Annotated in this window: 21 protein-coding genes; 3 read left to right on the plus strand and 18 right to left on the minus strand. The window is 59.4% G+C overall.

All coding sequences use genetic code 11. The features are described from left to right. Positions 1–8: 8 nt before the first annotated feature. The 3 genes from tamA to B7L72_RS05940 are packed head-to-tail and all read right to left on the minus strand — an operon-like array spanning position 9 to position 4,024. On the minus strand, positions 9–1,853 hold the full coding sequence (tamA, locus tag B7L72_RS05930; RefSeq protein WP_026001682.1) for an autotransporter assembly complex protein TamA: 1,845 nt from the start codon (positions 1,851–1,853) through the stop codon (positions 9–11). Positions 1,854–1,894: 41 nt separating this feature from the next. Beyond that, the gene (locus tag B7L72_RS05935; RefSeq protein WP_016913827.1) at positions 1,895–2,722 is read right to left on the minus strand and encodes a hypothetical protein; all 828 of its coding nucleotides are present in this window, start codon (positions 2,720–2,722) and stop codon (positions 1,895–1,897) included. Positions 2,723–2,731: 9 nt separating this feature from the next. Continuing rightward, complete coding sequence (locus B7L72_RS05940; RefSeq protein ID WP_016913826.1) at positions 2,732–4,024, minus strand: nucleotide sugar dehydrogenase; 1,293 nt, start codon at positions 4,022–4,024, stop codon at positions 2,732–2,734. 181 nt (positions 4,025–4,205) lie between these two features. On the opposite strand from B7L72_RS05940, the gene ubiG reads away from it, so the two are divergent. Beyond that, on the plus strand, positions 4,206–4,949 hold the full coding sequence (gene ubiG, locus B7L72_RS05945; RefSeq protein WP_016913825.1) for a bifunctional 2-polyprenyl-6-hydroxyphenol methylase/3-demethylubiquinol 3-O-methyltransferase UbiG: 744 nt from the start codon (positions 4,206–4,208) through the stop codon (positions 4,947–4,949). Next, positions 4,950–5,621 (plus strand): HAD family hydrolase, encoded by a 672-nt coding sequence (locus B7L72_RS05950; RefSeq protein ID WP_081193199.1) that lies wholly within the window; start codon positions 4,950–4,952, stop codon positions 5,619–5,621. Positions 5,622–5,675: 54 nt separating this feature from the next. Here the strand turns inward: B7L72_RS05950 and B7L72_RS05955 are convergent, their stop codons facing one another. The 13 genes from B7L72_RS05955 to B7L72_RS06015 all read right to left on the minus strand — a co-directional run bounded on the left by B7L72_RS05955 (position 5,676) and on the right by B7L72_RS06015 (position 16,561). After that, entirely contained in the window at positions 5,676–6,425 is a 750-nt protein-coding gene (locus B7L72_RS05955) for a YciK family oxidoreductase (protein ID WP_081193201.1), read from the minus strand. Positions 6,426–6,465: 40 nt separating this feature from the next. Beyond that, a complete protein-coding gene (gene ybgF / locus B7L72_RS05960) occupies positions 6,466–7,272 on the minus strand; it encodes a tol-pal system protein YbgF (protein ID WP_081193203.1) in 807 nt (268 codons plus the stop codon). 52 nt (positions 7,273–7,324) lie between these two features. Then, entirely contained in the window at positions 7,325–7,870 is a 546-nt protein-coding gene (gene pal, locus B7L72_RS05965) for a peptidoglycan-associated lipoprotein Pal (RefSeq protein ID WP_016913821.1), read from the minus strand. Between the two features lie 45 nt (positions 7,871–7,915). Then, complete coding sequence (gene tolB, locus B7L72_RS05970) at positions 7,916–9,202, minus strand: Tol-Pal system beta propeller repeat protein TolB (protein WP_081193205.1); 1,287 nt, start codon at positions 9,200–9,202, stop codon at positions 7,916–7,918. Then, on the minus strand, positions 9,202–10,338 hold the full coding sequence (gene tolA, locus B7L72_RS05975) for a cell envelope integrity protein TolA (protein WP_081193208.1): 1,137 nt from the start codon (positions 10,336–10,338) through the stop codon (positions 9,202–9,204). Before tolA ends, tolB begins: the two co-directional genes overlap by 1 nt. 13 nt (positions 10,339–10,351) lie before the next feature. Continuing rightward, the gene (tolR, locus tag B7L72_RS05980) at positions 10,352–10,789 is read right to left on the minus strand and encodes a protein TolR (protein WP_081135593.1); all 438 of its coding nucleotides are present in this window, start codon (positions 10,787–10,789) and stop codon (positions 10,352–10,354) included. 21 nt (positions 10,790–10,810) lie between these two features. Then, the gene (gene tolQ / locus B7L72_RS05985; protein WP_230478432.1) at positions 10,811–11,488 is read right to left on the minus strand and encodes a protein TolQ; all 678 of its coding nucleotides are present in this window, start codon (positions 11,486–11,488) and stop codon (positions 10,811–10,813) included. Between the two features lie 111 nt (positions 11,489–11,599). Next, on the minus strand, positions 11,600–12,001 hold the full coding sequence (gene ybgC / locus B7L72_RS05990) for a tol-pal system-associated acyl-CoA thioesterase (protein WP_016913816.1): 402 nt from the start codon (positions 11,999–12,001) through the stop codon (positions 11,600–11,602). Then, complete coding sequence (gene ruvB, locus B7L72_RS05995; protein WP_081193212.1) at positions 11,998–13,035, minus strand: Holliday junction branch migration DNA helicase RuvB; 1,038 nt, start codon at positions 13,033–13,035, stop codon at positions 11,998–12,000. The genes ybgC and ruvB overlap by 4 nt, the downstream gene beginning before the upstream one ends. Before the next feature lie 79 nt (positions 13,036–13,114). Next, positions 13,115–13,720, minus strand: coding sequence for a Holliday junction branch migration protein RuvA (gene ruvA / locus B7L72_RS06000; protein WP_081193214.1), 606 nt, complete (start codon positions 13,718–13,720; stop codon positions 13,115–13,117). Between the two features lie 69 nt (positions 13,721–13,789). Continuing rightward, positions 13,790–14,341: a crossover junction endodeoxyribonuclease RuvC gene (gene ruvC, locus B7L72_RS06005; protein WP_081135588.1), complete on the minus strand. Its 552-nt coding sequence runs from the start codon at positions 14,339–14,341 to the stop codon at positions 13,790–13,792. Between the two features lie 97 nt (positions 14,342–14,438). Further along, a complete protein-coding gene (aspS, locus tag B7L72_RS06010) occupies positions 14,439–16,220 on the minus strand; it encodes an aspartate--tRNA ligase (protein ID WP_081135586.1) in 1,782 nt (593 codons plus the stop codon). Positions 16,221–16,285: 65 nt separating this feature from the next. After that, a complete protein-coding gene (locus B7L72_RS06015; RefSeq protein ID WP_016913811.1) occupies positions 16,286–16,561 on the minus strand; it encodes an FmdB family zinc ribbon protein in 276 nt (91 codons plus the stop codon). 199 nt (positions 16,562–16,760) lie between these two features. Here B7L72_RS06015 and B7L72_RS06020 point away from each other — a divergent pair, with 199 nt between their 5' ends. Beyond that, positions 16,761–17,714, plus strand: a complete 954-nt coding sequence (locus B7L72_RS06020; RefSeq protein ID WP_081193216.1) for a D-2-hydroxyacid dehydrogenase — start codon at positions 16,761–16,763, stop codon at positions 17,712–17,714. 12 nt (positions 17,715–17,726) lie between these two features. On the opposite strand, the gene yccX is transcribed toward B7L72_RS06020, so the two are convergent. Both yccX and B7L72_RS06030 read right to left on the minus strand, forming a co-directional pair. After that, entirely contained in the window at positions 17,727–18,002 is a 276-nt protein-coding gene (gene yccX, locus B7L72_RS06025) for an acylphosphatase (RefSeq protein WP_081193218.1), read from the minus strand. Between the two features lie 16 nt (positions 18,003–18,018). Then, complete coding sequence (locus B7L72_RS06030) at positions 18,019–18,918, minus strand: YihY/virulence factor BrkB family protein (RefSeq protein WP_081193220.1); 900 nt, start codon at positions 18,916–18,918, stop codon at positions 18,019–18,021. Between the last annotated feature and the right edge of the window lie 47 nt (positions 18,919–18,965).

Below are 18,965 nucleotides of genomic sequence, written 5' to 3' on the forward strand. Positions count from 1 at the left end.
GAGCTCTCCTAGAATTCTGGTCCGATCGAAAAGTGCACGCGGTAGTCATCGTCGTTGTCGAACGGGTGCGCCACGTCGAAGCGTATTGGGCCCACCGGCGATACCCAACGCACACCTACCCCCGCCCCGGTCTTCAGATCTTCGGGGCCCCAGTTATCGAATGCATCACCGCTGTCGACGAAGGCAGCGCCCCACCAGTCGCCCGTCACGCGGCGCTGATACTCCAGCGTGGAGGTCAGCATTTGCTGGCCACCGCGCAAACGACCCTGCTCGTTACGCGGAGAGAGGCTTTCGTAGGAGTACCCGCGTACACTGCGATCCCCGCCGGCAAAAAAGCGCAGTGATGGCGGTAGTTTATCGAAATCGTCGGTTTCGATGGCGCCAACGCTCAGGCGCGCCACGAAGCGGTTGTCGCTGCCCAGCATGCGTATCCATTCGGTGTCGCCGGTGAGTCGGGCAAAGTCGGCATCCGAGCCCCAGGTACTATCGGAGTATTCCAACGACAGCTGCTGACGATCTCCCCAGACGGGGAATCGCTGTGGGCGAGTGCGCGTACGCGACCACTGGATACCGGGATAGAAGATCCACACCTGGTCGGCCTGGCCCCCTTGGGTAAAGTCCTCATAGGTAGTTCTGAAGTACAGCGTTTGCACCCAGCGGTTCTCGAACTCCCAGCGCCGCGCTATCTCGACCGTGCCTTGCAGTGAGCGGGTATCGCTGTCATCGATATTGCGCACGCCGTACTGAAGGCGATAGTTGTCCCGGATCGGGTCTTCAAGGGGGATGTTATACACCCCGGTGAAGCGCTGCTCGGGCGCCGACAGGTAAAGATTATGATCCAGGCTATGCCCCAGCTGATTGATCCACGGCTGACGCCAGCCAAAGCGCAGCCTGGGGCCCACATCGGTGGCAAAGCCTATCCCCACCTCGTACTGATGGCGGTCGGCGGGTTCAACATTGACATCAATGGGAAGACGCGTGTCGTCGCGACGATGAAGGCTCAATGCACTGGTCAGCGCCGCACTGCTAATCCGTGGCCGCTCTGGCTGAGTGGCAGCGACTTCGCTCCACCAGGGATCTCCCCCGCTGGGGGGCGCTATGATCAATTCACGGGCGGTTTCCAGGCGGGGACGCACGGAGACCGAGCTGAACCAACCGGTTTCAGCCAGCCGCTGATTGTAGAGTGCCAGGGACTCGGCAAGGTAGGGGTCGCCTGCTTCGAACGTCTGCATCTGCCGAAGACGGTCAGGCTCGATATGACTTCCGGTGATGAGCGTGTTACCGAACTGGTAGCGAGGCCCACTATCGAAGCCCATGTAGAGCCTCGCGCTTTCCAGGTAGGGGCGCACTTCCATACGCCGGTCCGAAAACCCCCAGTCGAAATAGCCGCGCTCGATGGCCAGCCCGGAAAACTGATTGCGCAGCCGATCCCAGGGTGCGTGGCGCAAAGGGTCGCCGACGTTGAGGGGAAAATCGTCCAGGGCTTCCTGAAAAGGCGGATCGTCTGCCGCATCGCCAGTGACGTTGATCTCCAGGACTTCAATGGTAACGCGTGGCCCCGGCTCGATACGCACGGCGACCGGCGTCTCTTCGAGAGAGACACGCACCTCGGGCTGGTAATAGCCATACACCCGCATGGCTTCCTGGGTGCGCTGACGAATTTCCCCCTCCAGGCGTACATCGGTGTACTGCTCTGCGTCGATATTTTCGAGGTAAGCACTGATATTGTTGCGCACCTGCTGGTTGACGCCGCTAATATTGGCCTCGAGCCCCCATACCGATACCGAAGCCGCCCATAGCGGTAGTGCGCAAACCACGCGCGCCATGCCGGACCATCGCCGTTGTCTTCCCATACGCTTTTATCCCTAACCCCAAATTATCGGCTTGCGGCATGCTAGTTACGCAGCATCTCCATTTGTGCGCTGAAGGCCAGCTGGGCTTGACGCACTTGCCGCACATCGCTTTCGAGGGTGGCCAACCGCTGCGACCACTCGGCCTCCAGTGACGCCAGCTCGGACTGGCTGGCAAACGTGGCAGAGGTATCATCCTCCAGCGCTTCAGACAGCTGGCCCAACTGCTGCTCCATGGTAACACGCCACTGCTGCTGCTCTGCCAGTGCGGCTTGCTCACTGGCCAATTGCCGTTCCAGTTCCTCGAGTCGTTGGCCAAAGGTCTGTTCCAGGTAAGAGACCTCTTCCAGCAAATTTTGTCTACCGGAAGTTCCTACCTGTTCCAGCGCATTCAGCGACGCACGAATCGCAGCAAGCTGACTGTCTCGCATGGCAGCTTGCTCCTGCAGGCGTTCGAACTGCTGCGACACAGAATCCAGCGCATCGCTGGAAGCGCTGGCCTCATGGTCCGTAAGTAGCCCATACAGCTCTTCACGTGTGGTGGTGAGCGCGATGGCAAGCTGCTCTTGCTCCTGGAAAAGCGTGGCCATCTGAGCTTGTACAAAGGTTATCTCATCCTGAGCATCAGTGTCACCCGAGTCCAATCGTGCATGCAGATTAGAGACTTCGCCACTGACACGACTAACCTGGCGGAGTAGCTCTTCGCGCTCGTACCACAGCAACACCGACGCCCCGGCCAGGGCCAGGAAGAGCAACATCAAGAAAAACCATAATGGCCAGAGCCTGGGCCCCTTGCGATGCCGCAAGTGCTGAGCAGTAAAGCTCTGGTCGACATCCGGCACGATACGAGGTGATGAGATGGCGTCAGACATGGTTTTTCCTTAGGGCAATATCGGGTCGGCGCGTCGTCCAATTCCCCGGTAGTGTAGGCCACAGCTGGCGACAAAAGCAGGGTCGTAGATATTGCGGCCATCCAGTACCAGCTTTTCTCCCAGTAGCGTCGCCAGGCGATGCCAATCCGGGTTCCAGTAAGTCTTCCATTCAGTCACCAGCATCAAGGCATCTGCCCCTTGGCACGCAAGGTAAGGGTCTCCCTGAACAGGGATCAGATCATCCCGCTGGCCCACTACTTCATGCAAAGCTGGCAACGCGGCAGGGTCATGCAGCTTGACCGTCACGCCCTGCGCCCACAGGGCCTCTAACAGCGTGAGTACCGGGGCGTGGTCGATGCGTGCCGTTCCCGGCTTGAAGGCGGCCCCCCACACGGCAATCGTTTTACCCGCCAGGTTGCCGTCGAAAAACGTCCATAGCTTTCTGAACAGGGTCTCTTTTTTCTGCTCGTTGATATCCATGACCTGCTCCAGCAAAGCGGAGTAACGGCCATGCGCCGATTGAACATCGGCCAGCCCCATCAGGTCACGGGAAAAATTGGGCCCACCAAAGCCACAGCCAGGATAAAGATACTCGAAACCGATCCGGCTATCCGCCCCCATCCCCTGTCGCACATGCTCCACATCCACGCCTAGCGTATCCGCCAGGCCAGCAATTTCGTTCATGTAGCTGATACGTGTCGCCAACATACCATTGATCGCCAGTTTGGTCAGTTCAGCCGCTCGACAGGGCATGCGCTGGAACACTTCACTACGGCGGTTGAAGGCGCGCAATAGCTCACGGGTGACCTGCTCACCGTGGGCATCGTCACAGCCCAGCAACCAACGCATCGGCCGTGTAAAAGCGGCCCACGCCCGCCCCTCCTCCAGGGTATCAGGCAGCGCCACACGGCTATGTTGACGGCCCATTAGCGCATGCAGACGCTCCGTTTCACCCACAGGGAAGGTCGAGTTATTGATCAGCACTCCCCCATGATAACCGGCAAACAGCGGGCTACTGAGCAGTTGGCGCGCAGAATCACGCTGGCTGGGAGACAGTGCCAACCAGACCACATCGGGGGTGTGAGAGGCGTCAAGTGTTTCGATGACACGTAGTTGGCCCGACGCCAGGGCCTGTTCCAACTGCACCATGAGCGAAGGCTCGCGGCGCAGCCAGTCGACCTGGGCCAACGATGACCATGGCATGTTTTCATGCAACAGCCAGTCCACCTGGTGTCCTACCCAGGCGAGTGCGGCAGCCGCCGTGGCGGCACTCAGCTCGCTACCGTGCAGTAATACCCGCATTCAAAGGCTCTCCATGGCAAACAACCGTCGATAAAATAGGGGGTTGGGCATCATGCCTCGCTCCTTTTCATGCGTTCCGCTCCGGGAGTGGTTAGAATACTCCCATACTCAACGATAGAAGGGTGATGGGCAAGGCATTGCCCTCTCCGCTTTATTGCCGACTTGCTCAGGGAGCCATACCATGTCATCGACTCTTCAGGATAGCACCACTGACCGCCTACAGGGCAACGTTGATGCGGCAGAAGTTGCCAAATTTGAAGCACTTGCCAGCCGCTGGTGGGACCCTCACAGTGAGTTCAAGCCACTGCACGACATCAACCCTTTACGGCTGGACTTCATTGATGCTCGCGCTGGCCTGGCAGGCAAACAAGTGCTGGATGTAGGTTGTGGGGGCGGCATCTTGAGCGAAGCCATGGCGCACCGTGGCGCACGCGTGACCGGTATCGACATGGGCGAAGCACCGCTGGGAGTGGCCAGACTGCACGCTGAAGAGAGTGGTGTGGCTATCGACTACCAGCACATCAGTGTCGAAGCACTGGCTGCCCAGCAGCCTGGCACGTTCGATGTGGTCACCTGCATGGAGATGCTGGAGCACGTGCCAGACCCGGCTTCTATCATCCGTGCCTGCAGTCAACTGGTACGGCCAGGCGGCCACGTTTTCTTTTCTACGCTGAACCGTACGCCCAAGTCCTACGCCTTCGCTATCGTCGGTGCCGAATACCTGCTCAAGCTACTTCCCCGTGGCACCCACGACTATGCAAAATTCATTCGCCCCTCCGAAATGGCCCACTGGGCGCGTAGCGCCTCGCTGGAAGTGCGTGAGCAGAGCGGTTTGACCTATAACCCGCTGACACGACATTACCGCCTGGTGGCCCATGACGTATCGGTCAACTACATGATGCACTGTCGCAAGGTGAGCGAATAGATGCGCCCTTCTGCCCCCCACGCCGTGATCTTCGACCTGGATGGCACGCTGGTGGACACAGCGCCGGATCTGGCCGCCGCCACCAATGCCTTGAGAGCCCATCATGGCCTCGCGGCCCTGCCCTTCGAACAGATTCGCGGGCAGGTCTCCAATGGTGGCAGTGCTCTGGTCACGCTGGCTCTGGGTCTTGACAGCGGCAGTGACGAGCATGAGCAGGCACGTGACTTTCTACTCGATGCCTACGAGCAGAAAGTCGCCGTACACAGCCGCCTGTTTTCTCCACTGGACGTGTGGCTGCATGCCTGGCAGGAAAGCGCTCGCCCTTGGGGGATCGTTACCAACAAGCCACGGCGTTATACCGTTCCGCTGTTGGATGCCTTGGCACTTACCCCCGGCACACTGCTGTGTGCCGATGACTTGAGCGTCAAGAAGCCTGCGCCGGAACCCTTGTGGGAGGCAGCCAGACAGCTGGGAGTCGCACCTGAGCGGTGCTGGTACATTGGCGATCACGTCAGGGACATGCAGGCCGCACGTGCTGCTGGCATGCTGGCCGTTGCGGTGGGCTATGGCTACATCAGCGAAGAGGACGACTACCAGCAGTGGCCTGCCGATGTCTGGTTTGCGACGTGCGAGGAGCTGGTGGCCGCACTAAACGACCACCGCTCCCCGTAATCTACCCAACGGCCCATGGGGCCGTTGGCGTGTTTCCTATCTCCTGCCGACGACTCAGCTGCGCGGCGGCTGGGCATCCCACTTCTGGCCGCTGACCCCTTTGCTGTCTGGGCCCATGAGCCATAGGTAAGTTGGCATGATCTCTTCCGGCGTGCGCAGCGTCAGCGGGTCTTCGCCAGGATAGGCCGAACGCCGCATCTGGGTTCGCGTGGCACCAGGATTGAGCGTGTTCACCCGCACATGCGGCTGATTCTCGAGCTCGTCTGCCAGCACTTCCATAAACCCTTCGGTGGCAAACTTGGAGACCGAGTAGGCGCCCCAATAAGCACGACCTTTACGACCGACGCTAGAGGAGGTAAAGATCACCGACGCGTCATCAGACGCCTGCAGCAGCGGCAATAGCGCCTGCGTCATCCAGATGGGGCCGTTGATGTTCACCTGCATGACCTGTTCCCACAACTCGGGATTGTACTGGTCGAAGGGGGTGATACGGCCCAACAGCCCTGCATTGTGCAACAAACCATCCAGCCGACCGAACTCGTTGTTCAACGTCTCGGCCATGTCGTGGAAGTCTTTTAACGTAGCGCCTTCGAAGTTCAGCGGAAAAATGGCCGGCTGCGGGCCACCTTGCGCTTCGATTTCATCGTAAACGCGTTCCAGCTTGGCAATGGTACGACCAAGCAAAATCACGGTTGCCCCATGTTTGGCATACTCAAGCGCTGCAACGCGCCCTATGCCATCGCCCGCACCGGTTACCAACACGACGCGGTTTTCAAGCAAGCCAGGCGCTGGTTGATAGTCGATTTTTGCAGTTCATGAGGATTCCTTGATCCAAGAAAGCCGATTAACCGGCTGATTGACGGAGAAAATCATTGGCAAGGCCAGCAGCACTGCTTTGCGGGTAGTCGTCACGCACTTGCTCCAACAGCTCACGACTGCGTGCCGCTTCCCCTTTACGCGCCTTGACCAGTCCCAGCTTGTAAAGCGCATCAGGCACTTTGGAGCTGCCACTGTATTGCTCGATGACACGTGTAAAGGCTTGATCTGCCGCGTCCAACTCACCTTCCGCCGCGTACAACTCGCCCAACCAGTAGTGGCCATTGGCGGTCAGACTGCTGTCCGGGTGGTCGGCCACGAACGCTTCGAAAGCCGCAATGGCATCGCCGAACTGGCGCGCCTGCACGTGAGCAAAGGCGGCCTGGTAATCGGCCTGAGCGTCGTCACTGACATTGCGGGTCGATGGGGCCTGGGCGACCTGCTCGGCGGCCTCGGGCTCGACCTGAGGCGTAGACTGCTCGATCTGGCTGGGGCCGCTACTCATCAGGCGGTCTTCGATATCCAGATACTGCTGCTGAGACTGCCTACGCAGCTGTTCCAACTGGTGGCGCAGCTCTTCGATCTGGCCTCGCAACTGCTGGATTTCCTGCTGGTGCTCTTGCACCTGATTGAACAGCACCAGATTGCCACCCGACGCTTCCTGACGCTGCGTCTGCTGGTAGAAACCCGAGGAACCGGAAGAGAGGTCTTGCACCAGCGGCTGTTGGGCAACGGCTGAAGCAGAGAGCAGGGATAAGGGCAATACGGACAGCGGGAGCACCAGGGCTCCCGCACCGCACAGCCTCTCAAAATAGCGTTTGAGACTGTGATTCATTGATAGCTCCGAAGGGCCATTGGCGTGCCTGATAACAGGCACGCCAACGCTATCAGTAGTTGAAGACTACGCGACGGTTCTGAGAGTAAGCGCTTTCGCTCTGACCGCTTACCGCCGGACGCTCTTCACCGTAGCTGACAACGCTCATCTGTGAAGGAGAAACGCCCTGAATGTTCAAGAAGCGCTGCACGGCTCCGGCACGACGCTCGCCGAGGGCCATGTTGTATTCACGTGTACCTCGCTCGTCGGTATGACCATGCAGAACGACGCGCGCGTTCGGGTTGGCACGCAGGTAGCGAGCGTGGGCCATGACGACCGACTCGTACTCGCTCTTGATGGTATCGCGGTCGAAGTCGAAATAGATGGTACGCACTTCAGGAATACGCGAGTCAGCTTGCTGGCCAGCACCCGCGCCCGAGCCAGTAGTAGAGCCATACTGACCACCCGCACCTGCACCCGAGGTGCCCGTGCCCACGCTGCTGCCAGTCTGGCTGCCGTAAGCGTCTCCGTCCTGGGATCCGCCGGTGCTGGAACAGCCAGCGATAACCACGATAGATAACGCTACTGCCAATGAGCGAGCCAACGGCTTAAGTTGCATAATCAGACTCCTTGCCTGAAAACAGAGATTAGTGCTGTTCATTCATTAATTTAAGAAAGGTGACCATGCAGGGTCACGTACTTCGCCTTGTGCTGCTGGCAGACGGAACGATGAACGGCCATCGGCTGACACGGCACTGAGCACACCCGCACCACCCTGCTGGGTAGCGAAGATTACCATGGTACCGTTCGGTGCAACACTAGGAGATTCATCTCTTGTTGATTCGCTCAACACCACTAAGCGACCACCCCCAAGATCCTGCTTGGCAACCTGATATCCCCGGCTCGAACGATGGATGAAGAAGATCTCTTCACCGTCGGGAGAGAAGCGGGCACGGGCATTATAGTTACCTGTGAACGTAATGCGATTAGTTTCGCCACTACCCAGCGAATATTGATAAATCTGCGGCCCACCGCTGCGGTCAGAAGTGAAAATCAGGCTGCGGCCATCGGGTGACCATGCGGGCTCGGTATCGATACTGTTGCTTTGAGTGACACGCTCAACGGAGCGGTTGGCCACATCCAGAATGTAGATTTCCGGTTGACCATCCTTGGATAGCGACATGGCAATGCGACGGCCATCGGGCGACCAGGTTGGCGCGCCATTGATCCCGTCGAACGACGTCGCCTGCACACGCTGGCCAGTGGCCACGTCCTGAATGTAGATGGCGGCCTGGCCAGACTCGAAAGACACATACGCCAGTTTACGTCCATCCGGTGACCATGCTGGCGACATGATGGGCTGGTCAGAGGTCAACACTTGCTGGCTTCTGCGGCCATCGGCATCGGCCACGTACAGGCCGAACTGCATGTTATCGCCCACGCCCTGCGCCGTTACGTAGGCAATACGCGTGGAGAATGCACCACGAATATCGGTGATCGCTTCGAAGATCTCATCGCTGATATAGTGCGCCGCCCCACGCAGATCATTACTGTTGGCGGTGACGGTTTCGCGAAGAATTGACCGCTGACCGCTGATATCCATCAGGTCGAACTGCAGCTCATAGCCGCTGCCCGATTGGCGCGCCCGGCCTACCACCAGATAGCGAACATCCAGTGAACGCCAGGTACCGAACTGAACGTCGCTGGCCTGGCTGGGGCGCTCGAACATGGCACCACGGTCCAGCGGTGAAAAGAAGCCGCTGCGCTCAAGGTTGTCCTGAATGATCTGAGCCACGTCCTCGGGCAAGCCTTCGCCACCCTCGAACGGAACCACACCAATGGGCAGCGCACGGTCACTGCCACGGGTTATTTCAATGGTCAGGTTTGCGCTTGCCGCACTGCTGATCAATAGCAGTACGCAAAAAAGCCACACTTTGCTCAACGTTTGCATCAGCGAACATCCCCCGGGGTAAATCGCAGATTAAATTGACGTAAATTGCGCTGCTGATCCGCTGGCAAGTCGCGTAACTCGCCAAACGGTGCTGCATGTTCGACCGCCTGCATCGCCGACCGGTCAAAGGCACTGTCACCACTTGAAGTGACCACCGATGTGGCTAGCAGTTCGCCCGATGGTCCAAGCCTTACCTGTATGGTAGCACTCATCGAATTACTTGCTCCCGGCGGAATGACCCAGGCCTGCTCAACGGCTCGCCGCACGATATTAATAAAGCTGTTTGCCGCCTGCTGGGCCTGCTGAGCATTGGCGGCCGCTTCGGCTTCACCCGCCAACTGGCGCTGCATGGCCGCTTCTGCCGCTTCGGCAGCACGACGCTCCTCGGCTTCCCGTTGGCGCCGGGCCTCTGCTTCGGCTTCTCGCTGGCGCTGGGCTTCTGCCTCGGCTTCCCGTTGGCGTTGAGCCTCTGCTTCGGCTTCCCGCTGACGTTGGGCCTCTGCTTCGGCTTCCCGCTGACGTTGAGCCTCTGCTTCAGCCTCCCGCTGGCGTTGGGCTTCTGCTTCGGCCTCCCGCTGGCGTTGGGCTTCTGCTTCAGCCTCCCGCTGGCGCTGGCGCTGGGCTTCTGCTTCTCGCTGCGCTTCCGCCTCGGCTTGGCGTTGAGCTTCTGCTTCTTCTCGGGCGCGCTGCTCAGCGGCCTGCTCTTCTGCTGCCCGCTGAGCTTCCTGTTCGCGTCGTTGGGCCTCTGCCTCCGCCTCCGCCTGGGCTTCGGCCAGCTCACGGGCCTGCTGCTCCGCACGGGCCGCCGCTTCCGCTTCTCGTTGTGCCGCCGCCGCAGCCTCTGCTTCCGCCGCCTGTTCTGCCTGGCTTGGCGACTCAGGCGCGGGTTCGCTCTCGGCAGGCTCGGCCGCACTGTTCAGCGCGGCCTGCTGCTCGGTGATTTGCTGCGCCTGATCGGTGAAGGTTTCCGTACTGACAAAAGTGGCCTGCACGATCGATGAGGAGTCGGGCTCTGCAGGCGTGCTGGGTAGCCGAATCAGCGTGAACGCAATCACGATGAGATGCACGCCAATCGCCAGGAGCGTCGGCAATGTATAGCCGACATCCTGGGGGTCGCGTGGTGGTTTCACTGCCATCGGTGACTCGCCCTTAGCCATCTTGCGGCGGCTCTGAGAGCAGCCCAACGTTCGCTACACCAGAGCGTTGCAGGGTGCTCATCAACATGACGACCTGGCCATAAGGCACGCTGCGGTCGCCGCGAACCATGACAGGTGTGCCGGGCCTACGCTGGAGAATGGCAATGACGCGTTCGGAAATCTGCTCCAGAGAGACATTGCTGGTGTCTTCACCCAGGGTAATGAAATAGCCGCCGTCACGATCCACCGAAATAATGATCGGATCACTATCTTCCTGAGTTTCGATAGGCTCCGAGGAGACCTGCGGCAAATCCACCTGCACCCCTTGTGTCAACATGGGGGCCGTGATCATGAAAATGACCAGCAGCACCAGCATGACGTCGATGAAGGGGACGACGTTGATCTCCCCCATGGGCTTTTTCTTGCCGCCGCGATTAAACGAACCTTGCATAACGAACTCCTTTAGCGGGCATCAGGCTTGCGGCTTGCCATCGCGGCCTTGCAAATTGCGATGCAGGATCGCGTGGAATTCTTCAGCAAAATTTTCGTACCTGCCCAGTAGGCGAGCGGCTTCGTTGGAAAGACGGTTATAGAAGATAACGGCAGGAATCGCTGCCAGAAGGCCCATGGCAGTAGCGATCAGGGCTTCGGCAATCCAGGGCGCCACGGTGGCCAGGGTGGCTTGCTGGGTCATGGAGAGCGACTGGAACGAACCCATGATGCCCCAAACCGTACCGAACAGGCCGACGTAAGGGCTGACCGATGCCACAGTGGCCAGAAAAACCAGGTGCTGGGTAAGGCGGTCTTCTTCCCGCGACCAGGCAACGCGCATGCTGCGCTGGACGCCTTCGAGGATCGTGTCCGCGTTACGCGTCCTGGACATCAGGCGGTTGAATTCACGAAAGCCGGATTGAAAGATGTGCTCTGCGCCGTGACGTGGATCATCGGCGGGGATCTCACGGTACAGTTCATTGAGGTCGACACCCGACCAGAATGACTCTTCGAATTGATTGTACTCCTGCTTGGCACGACGCAATGCCATGCTGCGCTGGAAAATCACCACCCAAGAGAGGATCGACCCCACCACCAGCAGTAACATGACGAGCTGCACGACGGTGCTGGCACTCATTATCAAGTGGGGTATGGACATGGTGTTATCGTTCACAGTTGCCCTCTTCAATCTATTAGTGTCGCCATGGCGACAGGGTAGCGGTGGTCATTTCACCGGGTTTAGCTAGCACGAGATCACACTGAAGGTCGGCTAGTGAGCCGACACAGAAAGATCGAGCGATACTGGCCACGCTTTGGGCCGTAAGGTATCAGCACTCAAGCAGGCTATCTCGACTGTGGCGGAGCACAAGAGTTCCTTGTCTCGCCACACCTGCTGCTCGAATGTCATTCGACAGCGGCCTTGATTGGCCATGGTGGCCGTTACGGTCAGCGCATCATCGAGACGTGCTGGCTTGGCATAGCGGCAGGCAATGCGGTATACCACTAGCTGCGTCCCTTCGTCTAGCAGCGTTTGCTGATTCAAGCCCAATTCTCTCAACCATTCACTGCGGGCGCGTTCCATAAACTTCAGATAGTTAACGTAGTAGACAATACCGCCCGCGTCAGTATCTTCGATATAAACGCGCACCGGCATGGCAAAACCATCGCTCATGGTCGCCGCTCCCCTTCTGCACTCATGGCGCTGTCGGGCACCACCCGCTCGAAGTGTTGCCACGCCTGGCGCGTCACGACCCGCCCCCGTGGTGTACGCATCATCAGGCCCTGCTGAATCAGATAAGGCTCGATAACGTCCTCGATGGTATCCCGCTCCTCGCCAATCGCGGCGGAGAGCGAATCGACCCCGACAGGCCCACCGTCGAACTTGTCGATCATGGCCAGCAGCAGGCGGCGATCCATATGGTCCAGGCCATGATGGTCGACGTTGAGCATGTTCAAGGCGGCATCGGCAAGGGTCACATCGACCACCCCGTTGCCCTTGATCTCGGCATAGTCACGTACGCGGCGCAGCAGGCGATTGGCGATGCGAGGCGTCCCCCGCGAGCGCCGTGCAATTTCCACCGCGCCTTCTCGGCTGGTTTCCACCCCTAGCAGGCGTGCCGAACGAGCCACGATTTCCGTCAGCTCTTCGAGATTGTAGAACTCCAGACGCTGGACGATACCGAAGCGATCGCGCAGCGGCGAGGTCAGCAGCCCTGCTCGCGTGGTCGCTCCCACCAGCGTAAAGCGGGGAAGGTCGAGCTTGATGGAGCGCGCCGCAGGTCCTTCACCAATCATGATGTCGAGCTGAAAGTCTTCCATGGCGGGATAGAGGACCTCTTCCACCACGGGCGAAAGGCGATGTATCTCATCGATGAACAGAACGTCACCTGGCTCCAGGTTGGTCAGCATCGCAGCCAGGTCACCGGCCCGCTCGAGCACCGGGCCAGAGGTCGACTTCAGCCCAACGCCCATTTCAGTAGCAATGATATTGGCCAGCGTCGTTTTACCCAAGCCTGGTGGGCCAAACACCAAAGTGTGGTCGAGGCTCTCTTCCCGCAATCTGGCCGCGCCAATAAAGATTTCCAACTGCTCACGGACTCGGGGCTGACCAATGTAGTCCTGCAGGCGCTTGGGCCGAATGGCGTGATCGATGCGCACTTCCCCATGCTCCGGTTCAGCGGCAATCAATCGGTCATGTTCTAGCATGGCAACTCTTCTACTGGGTCTGATCAACGCCGGCGCTCAACGACATCCGGCACGCTACTGATTACCACATGGAGCCTGTTTAGCCGCTCATGCGCTGAGTCAACGCCGCCTTGATCAACGCTTCGGTGGATTGATTGGGATCTACATCGGCCAGCATTTTAGCGGCTTCCGTCAGCTTGTAGCCAAGGCTGACCAGCGCTGCTTCGGCATCGGCCAGGCTGTCGCGCGGGGCTGGGCGACCGCTGGTGGCCTCCAGGGCCAACGGGGCATGGCGCTGTTCCCAATCGGGAAAGCGATCGCGCATTTCGATGATCAGTCGTTCGGCCGTCTTCTTGCCCACGCCCGGCAAACGGGTCAGTGCTTTACTGTCATCGTCGCGCACGCAGCGCATGAAGGCGTCTTCATCCATGCCCGATAGAATCGCCAGCGCCAGTTTGGGGCCTACCCCGCTGACCTTGATCAAGGCGCGAAACAGCGCACGCTCATGCTCACGGCCGAAGCCATACAGCAAATGGGCATCGTCGCGAATGGTCAAGTGCGTATATAACGAGACGTTTTCACCTGGCGCAGGCAGCGCCACCAGCGTGTTCATGGAGGCTTCCAGTTCGTAGCCTACGCCATGGACATCCACCACGATCCAGGGCGGATGCTTTTCGACCAATAAACCAGTTAACCGACCAATCATAGGAGTGCTCGCGGATAGTGAAAACGGTAAGCCACTATAAAGCGACTCTGTACAGATGACCAGTAACGGCTATAACCGCCAGCGCCCTGAAGAGCGTCGTGTGCCCTGCTTGGCCTCGGAGGGCACTCGCCTGCTTCCGGTGAACGCGTGGGTCAAGGCAATGGCCAACGCATCGGCCGCATCGGCTTGAGGCGTGGCAGTCAACTGCAACAGCGTCGTCACCATGTGCTGTACCTGTGTTTTCTCGGCACCACCATGCCCCGTGACGGCCTGCTTGATATGCCGAGCCGCATACTCGGAAACACTCAGCCCATGGTTGGCCAGGCATACCAGCGCGGCGCCGCGGGCTTGCCCCAGCTTTAGCGCCGAGTCGGCATTCTTGGCCATGAACACACGCTCTACCGCCACCGCTTCAGGTCGATACAGGCCGATCACTTCACTCAGACCCGCATAGATTTGCGCCAAGCGCTGCTCCAGCGCCCCATCAGAGGTACGGATACAGCCGCTGGCCACATAGCGAGGCTTCATGCCTTCCAGATCAATGATGCCGTAGCCGGTAATCCGTGACCCAGGGTCGATACCCATGATCCGCACGGCTGCTGCGGACTGATTTCCTTCCATGCACTGACTCCTGGTAACGCATGACCCTAGCGTGACACATAACAAAACACCGACGCAGAGCGTCGGTGTTGACTACCACTGGCAAACAATAAAGAGACTATTCGCCCGCTGTCTCCGCCTTGGCCTTTTGGCGCAGGCGAATGCTCAGCTCCTTGAGCTGCTCGGGGCTGACTTCGCCGGGGGCATCGGTCATCAAGCAGCCCGCGCTTTGCGTTTTCGGGAAGGCGATGACTTCACGGATGGTTTTGGCACCGACCATCAGCATGACCAGGCGGTCCAGACCGAAGGCCAAACCACCATGGGGCGGCGCGCCGTACTGCAAGGCATCCAGCAGGAAGCCAAACTTCTCCTGCGCTTCCTCCTGGCCAATCCCCAGAATGTCGAACACGGTGCTCTGCATGGACTGATCGTGGATACGAATGGAGCCACCGCCCAGCTCGGTACCGTTCAGCACCATGTCGTAAGCACGCGATAGCGCGGCGGCCGGGTTGGCCTTGAGCTCTTCCGGCGTGCAGGAAGGCGCCGTGAAGGGATGGTGCAGCGGGCTCAGGCGGCCTTGATCATCGGCTTCGAACATCGGGAAATCGACCACCCACAGCGGCGCCCAGGGCTGGGTATACATGGCCAGATCAGCGCCCAGCTTGACACGCAGTGCGCCGATGGCTTCGTTGACGATGCGCGTTTTGTCGGCACCGAAGAAGATGATGTCACCATCTTCTGCACCCACGCGATCGAGCAGTTCCTCGACGACGTTCTCCATGAACTTGACGATGGGCGACTGCAGGCCTTCCAGCCCCTTGGCGCGCTCGTTGACCTTGATCCAGGCCAGGCCCTTGGCGCCGTAGATACCGACGAATTTGGTGTATTCATCGATCTCTTTGCGCGACAGCTTGGCGCCACCCGGCACACGCAAGGCAGCTACACGGCCATCTTCCGCACTGGCAGGACCAGAGAACACCTTGAAATCCACCTGCTGCATCAGGTCATCGACATCCGTCAGCTCCAACGGAATGCGCAGGTCCGGTTTGTCGGAGCCGAAGCGATCCATGGCTTCCTGCCAGGTCATGCGCGGGAACTCCGGCAGCTCGACATCCAGCACTTCCTGGAACAGCTGGCGGATCATGGCTTCGGTGATGCCCATGATATCGTTTTCCTCGACGAACGAGGCCTCGATATCGATCTGGGTAAACTCTGGCTGACGGTCGGCACGCAGGTCTTCGTCACGGAAGCACTTGGCAATCTGGTAGTAGCGGTCAAAGCCCGCCACCATCAGCAGTTGCTTGAACAGCTGCGGCGACTGCGGCAGTGCAAAAAAGCTACCCGCATGGGTACGGCTCGGCACCAGGTAATCACGTGCACCCTCCGGCGTTGCCCGGGTCAGGATGGGCGTTTCGATGTCCAGAAACCCTTGGCCTTCGAGGAATGCACGAACGCTGTGTGAAATACGCGAGCGTAGACGCAGCTTCTCGATCATGTCCGGGCGGCGCAGGTCGATGTAACGATGCTTCAAACGCACCTCTTCACCCACCTTGCCGTGCTCGTCCAGCTGGAAAGGCGGTGTGAGGGCGGTGTTGAGCACCTCGACTTCCTTGGCCAGCACTTCGATCATGCCCGTCGGCATGTTGGGATTCTGGGTGCCTTCGGGACGCAGGCGAACACGCCCGGTAATACGCAGAACATATTCACTGCGCGCACGGTCGGCATTAGCAAACGCCTCGGCGGTATCGGGGTCGACGACGAATTGCGCAATCCCATCGCGGTCGCGCATGTCGAGAAAGATAACCCCACCGTGATCACGACGGCGATGTACCCAACCGCAGACGGTGACCGTTTGATCCACCAATGTTTCGTTCAGCTGGCCGCAATAATGGCTGCGCATGTCTCTTCCTGTTCTGTTGCGTGACTATGTAAGGGGTCGCCAACTACCTCGGCTGACCGCCGCGGCTAAGCCGCGGCGCCTTTGCTGGGGGATGGCGTGCTGGTGTCGCTGGACGAGGAGCCAGCCGAGCCACCGCCAGCAGCAAGGTTCTTTTTGCTACCGGTTTTGAAATCGGTTTCGTACCAGCCGCCACCGGCCAGACGAAAGCCTGCCGCAGACACCAGCCGTTCGAGGTCATCCTGCTGGCAAGCGGGGCATTGAGTCAGCGGATCAGCGCTGACCTTCTGTAGTTTTTCCATGCGATGGCCGCAGGCCTTGCACTCGTACTCATAGATAGGCATGTTGAGGGCTCCTGAAAAGCACAACGTCAACAGACTGATATTTACAGAAAAGTGGCGAACGACTAGGCCGCCGAGCTGACAATATGTGGCCTGCTGGGATAAATTCCAAGACTGCGGTTGATAGCGCGAACATTATACCCTTTTGTGCCCCCTGCCGGGCAAGACCAAGCGCCACTTGGCAGCCAATGGAGAAAACAACATGCCTCATGCGGTAATGCTGGATGCAGAAAGCCTGGGCCCCCATATCGACCTGACGCCGATTCATGAGGCCGTCGATCACCTGGAAACCTATCAACAAAGCACCCCAGAACAGGCCCGCGAGCGCCTGAAGAACGCGGATATCGCCATCGTCAACAAGGTCACACTGGACGCCGACACGTTGTCGCAGTTGCCTTCGCTACGGCTGATCTGTGTCCTGGCCACGGGATTGAACAATATCGATCTTGACGCAGCCAAGGCGCATGGCATCGTCGTCAAGAACGTCTCCGCCTACGGCACGGCCAGTGTCTCTCAGCACACGCTGATGCTGATGCTGTCGCTGGCCAATCGCCTGTCGCGCTATCAGGCAGATATCGCCGCAGGAGCTTGGCAGAAAAGTGATTTCTTCTGCCTTCAGAACCACCCGACGCTGCAGCTGGCTGGCAAGCAACTGGTCATGGTAGGCAGTGGCGAGCTGGGCTCGGAAGTCGCTCGTCTGGCCGAGGCTTTCGGCATGCAGGTGACCTTCGCCGCGCGGCCTGGCAACGAAGCCGCCGATAAGCGCCCGGCCCTGGACGACCTGCTGCCCCACGCCGATGTCATTAGCCTGCACTGCCCTCTGAACGACGATACACGACACTTGATCAATCAAGCGCGTTTGGCCAAGGCCAAGCCTTCACTGCTACTGGTCAACTGCGCGCGCGGCGGCATCATCGACGAAGAGGCCGCTCTGGAGGCGCTGCGCAAAGGAGCGCTGGGCGGGCTGGCCGTTGACGTGCTGCCCGCCGAGCCCCCCCGCCAGGGGCATGCGTTGCTGGATGCCCTGGCAGCAGGAGAGCCGCTCAACTTGATCGTTACGCCGCACAACGCCTGGATCACCCCCGAAGCGCGCCAGAACATCGTCTTGCTGACCGCAAAAAACATCACTGACTGGCAGGCAGAGCAGACCGCATGACGCGGTGACACGCTAAAACGTCGCAAAATGGCCGGGAGCGTGATATTGGGCCAGGGTTGCCAACGATACATGCGACACCCTGGCCCCAGAAGGCCCCTGCCACAGCCACTCACTCAGCTCGGCGACGGCGTCCGCCGAGCCACACAGGATGACTTCCACGCGGCCGTCGGGCAGATTTTTCGCATACCCGGTGACCCCGCGCTGTAGCGCCTGCTCCTGGGTAGCACGGCGGTACCCGACTCCTTGAACCTTCCCTGACACTATTGCACGCAAACAGCACTGTGACATGACAGCCTCCTGTTCATCAAAGCAGTTCCTGGCGTACCAATACGGCGCTGTTGCGGGGCACCAGTGGGCGCCCCCGGCGCAGCAGCAGCGAACGGGTAAACGACGCACCGAACAACAGTATCAATGAACTGTAGTACACCCACAGCAGGATCATCACCACCGATCCCGCGGCACCATAGGTAGATGCGGTGGCCGTATAGGCCAGATAGATGGCGATCAGGCTACGGCCTATCGTAAACAGAATCGCCGTTACCAGCGCGCCGATCAGCACGTCCTGCCAGCGTAACACCACATCGGGCAGCACTTTGAAGATAGTGGCAAACAGCAAGGTCACCATGGCCAGCGAGATGAGCGACTCGGCAGTGGTAGTGACGATGGTCGCGATGGGCAGCAGGTCACTGGTGGCGTGCAGCATGCTGCGCAGGAAGACGCCCAGCACCAGAGAAACGAGCAGAATGAAGCCAATCGACAATACGACGGTCAGCGACAGCAGGCGCGTCTTGATGAAAATGAAGGCGCTGTTGCTGGTAGGCTTGGCCGTGACGCCCCAGATGGTGTTGAGCGAAAACTGCATCTGAGCAAAGACCGTGGTGGCACCCACCAGCAGTGCAACCACCCCTAAAACAGTAGGCAGCAGCCCGGACTCTTCGATACGCGACTGGGCAACCGCCTGTTCCACCGCCTGGGCAGCCTCGGCCCCTAACGTGCCTTGAAGCTGCGCCACGATTTGCCCTTGAGCGGCATCATCCCCCAGCACCACCCCGATCACGGTGACCGCAATAATGATCGTCGGAGCCAGCGAAAAAAGCGTATAGAACGCCAGCGAACCAGCGTAGCTGAAGGCATTACGCTCCAACCATAGCGAGACTGCATCTTGTACCACGTTCCACCAGAAAACGAGCGTGCGCTTCAGCATAGTTATTCCCTTTAAAACCATTCCCAGCGTCCTTTTTTATAACGCCA

The sequence above is a fragment of the Halomonas sp. BC1 genome (assembly GCF_002078135.1).
Taxonomy (GTDB): domain Bacteria; phylum Pseudomonadota; class Gammaproteobacteria; order Pseudomonadales; family Halomonadaceae; genus Vreelandella; species Vreelandella stevensii.

What these genes read in the sequence shown, in the direction of transcription:
- tamA (WP_026001682.1), bottom strand. Translation starts at nt 1,853, where the DNA reads ATGGGAAGACAACGGCGATGGTCCGGCATGGCGCGCGTGGTTTGCGCA.
- B7L72_RS05935 (WP_016913827.1), bottom strand. Translation starts at nt 2,722, where the DNA reads ATGTCTGACGCCATCTCATCACCTCGTATCGTGCCGGATGTCGACCAG.
- B7L72_RS05940 (WP_016913826.1), bottom strand. Translation starts at nt 4,024, where the DNA reads ATGCGGGTATTACTGCACGGTAGCGAGCTGAGTGCCGCCACGGCGGCT.
- ubiG (WP_016913825.1), top strand. Translation starts at nt 4,206, where the DNA reads ATGTCATCGACTCTTCAGGATAGCACCACTGACCGCCTACAGGGCAAC.
- B7L72_RS05950 (WP_081193199.1), top strand. Translation starts at nt 4,950, where the DNA reads ATGCGCCCTTCTGCCCCCCACGCCGTGATCTTCGACCTGGATGGCACG.
- ybgF (WP_081193203.1), bottom strand. Translation starts at nt 7,272, where the DNA reads ATGAATCACAGTCTCAAACGCTATTTTGAGAGGCTGTGCGGTGCGGGA.
- pal (WP_016913821.1), bottom strand. Translation starts at nt 7,870, where the DNA reads ATGCAACTTAAGCCGTTGGCTCGCTCATTGGCAGTAGCGTTATCTATC.
- tolB (WP_081193205.1), bottom strand. Translation starts at nt 9,202, where the DNA reads ATGCAAACGTTGAGCAAAGTGTGGCTTTTTTGCGTACTGCTATTGATC.
- tolA (WP_081193208.1), bottom strand. Translation starts at nt 10,338, where the DNA reads ATGGCAGTGAAACCACCACGCGACCCCCAGGATGTCGGCTATACATTG.
- tolR (WP_081135593.1), bottom strand. Translation starts at nt 10,789, where the DNA reads ATGCAAGGTTCGTTTAATCGCGGCGGCAAGAAAAAGCCCATGGGGGAG.
- tolQ (WP_230478432.1), bottom strand. Translation starts at nt 11,488, where the DNA reads ATGTCCATACCCCACTTGATAATGAGTGCCAGCACCGTCGTGCAGCTC.
- ybgC (WP_016913816.1), bottom strand. Translation starts at nt 12,001, where the DNA reads ATGAGCGATGGTTTTGCCATGCCGGTGCGCGTTTATATCGAAGATACT.
- ruvB (WP_081193212.1), bottom strand. Translation starts at nt 13,035, where the DNA reads ATGCTAGAACATGACCGATTGATTGCCGCTGAACCGGAGCATGGGGAA.
- ruvA (WP_081193214.1), bottom strand. Translation starts at nt 13,720, where the DNA reads ATGATTGGTCGGTTAACTGGTTTATTGGTCGAAAAGCATCCGCCCTGG.
- ruvC (WP_081135588.1), bottom strand. Translation starts at nt 14,341, where the DNA reads ATGGAAGGAAATCAGTCCGCAGCAGCCGTGCGGATCATGGGTATCGAC.
- aspS (WP_081135586.1), bottom strand. Translation starts at nt 16,220, where the DNA reads ATGCGCAGCCATTATTGCGGCCAGCTGAACGAAACATTGGTGGATCAA.
- B7L72_RS06015 (WP_016913811.1), bottom strand. Translation starts at nt 16,561, where the DNA reads ATGCCTATCTATGAGTACGAGTGCAAGGCCTGCGGCCATCGCATGGAA.
- B7L72_RS06020 (WP_081193216.1), top strand. Translation starts at nt 16,761, where the DNA reads ATGCCTCATGCGGTAATGCTGGATGCAGAAAGCCTGGGCCCCCATATC.
- yccX (WP_081193218.1), bottom strand. Translation starts at nt 18,002, where the DNA reads ATGTCACAGTGCTGTTTGCGTGCAATAGTGTCAGGGAAGGTTCAAGGA.
- B7L72_RS06030 (WP_081193220.1), bottom strand. Translation starts at nt 18,918, where the DNA reads ATGCTGAAGCGCACGCTCGTTTTCTGGTGGAACGTGGTACAAGATGCA.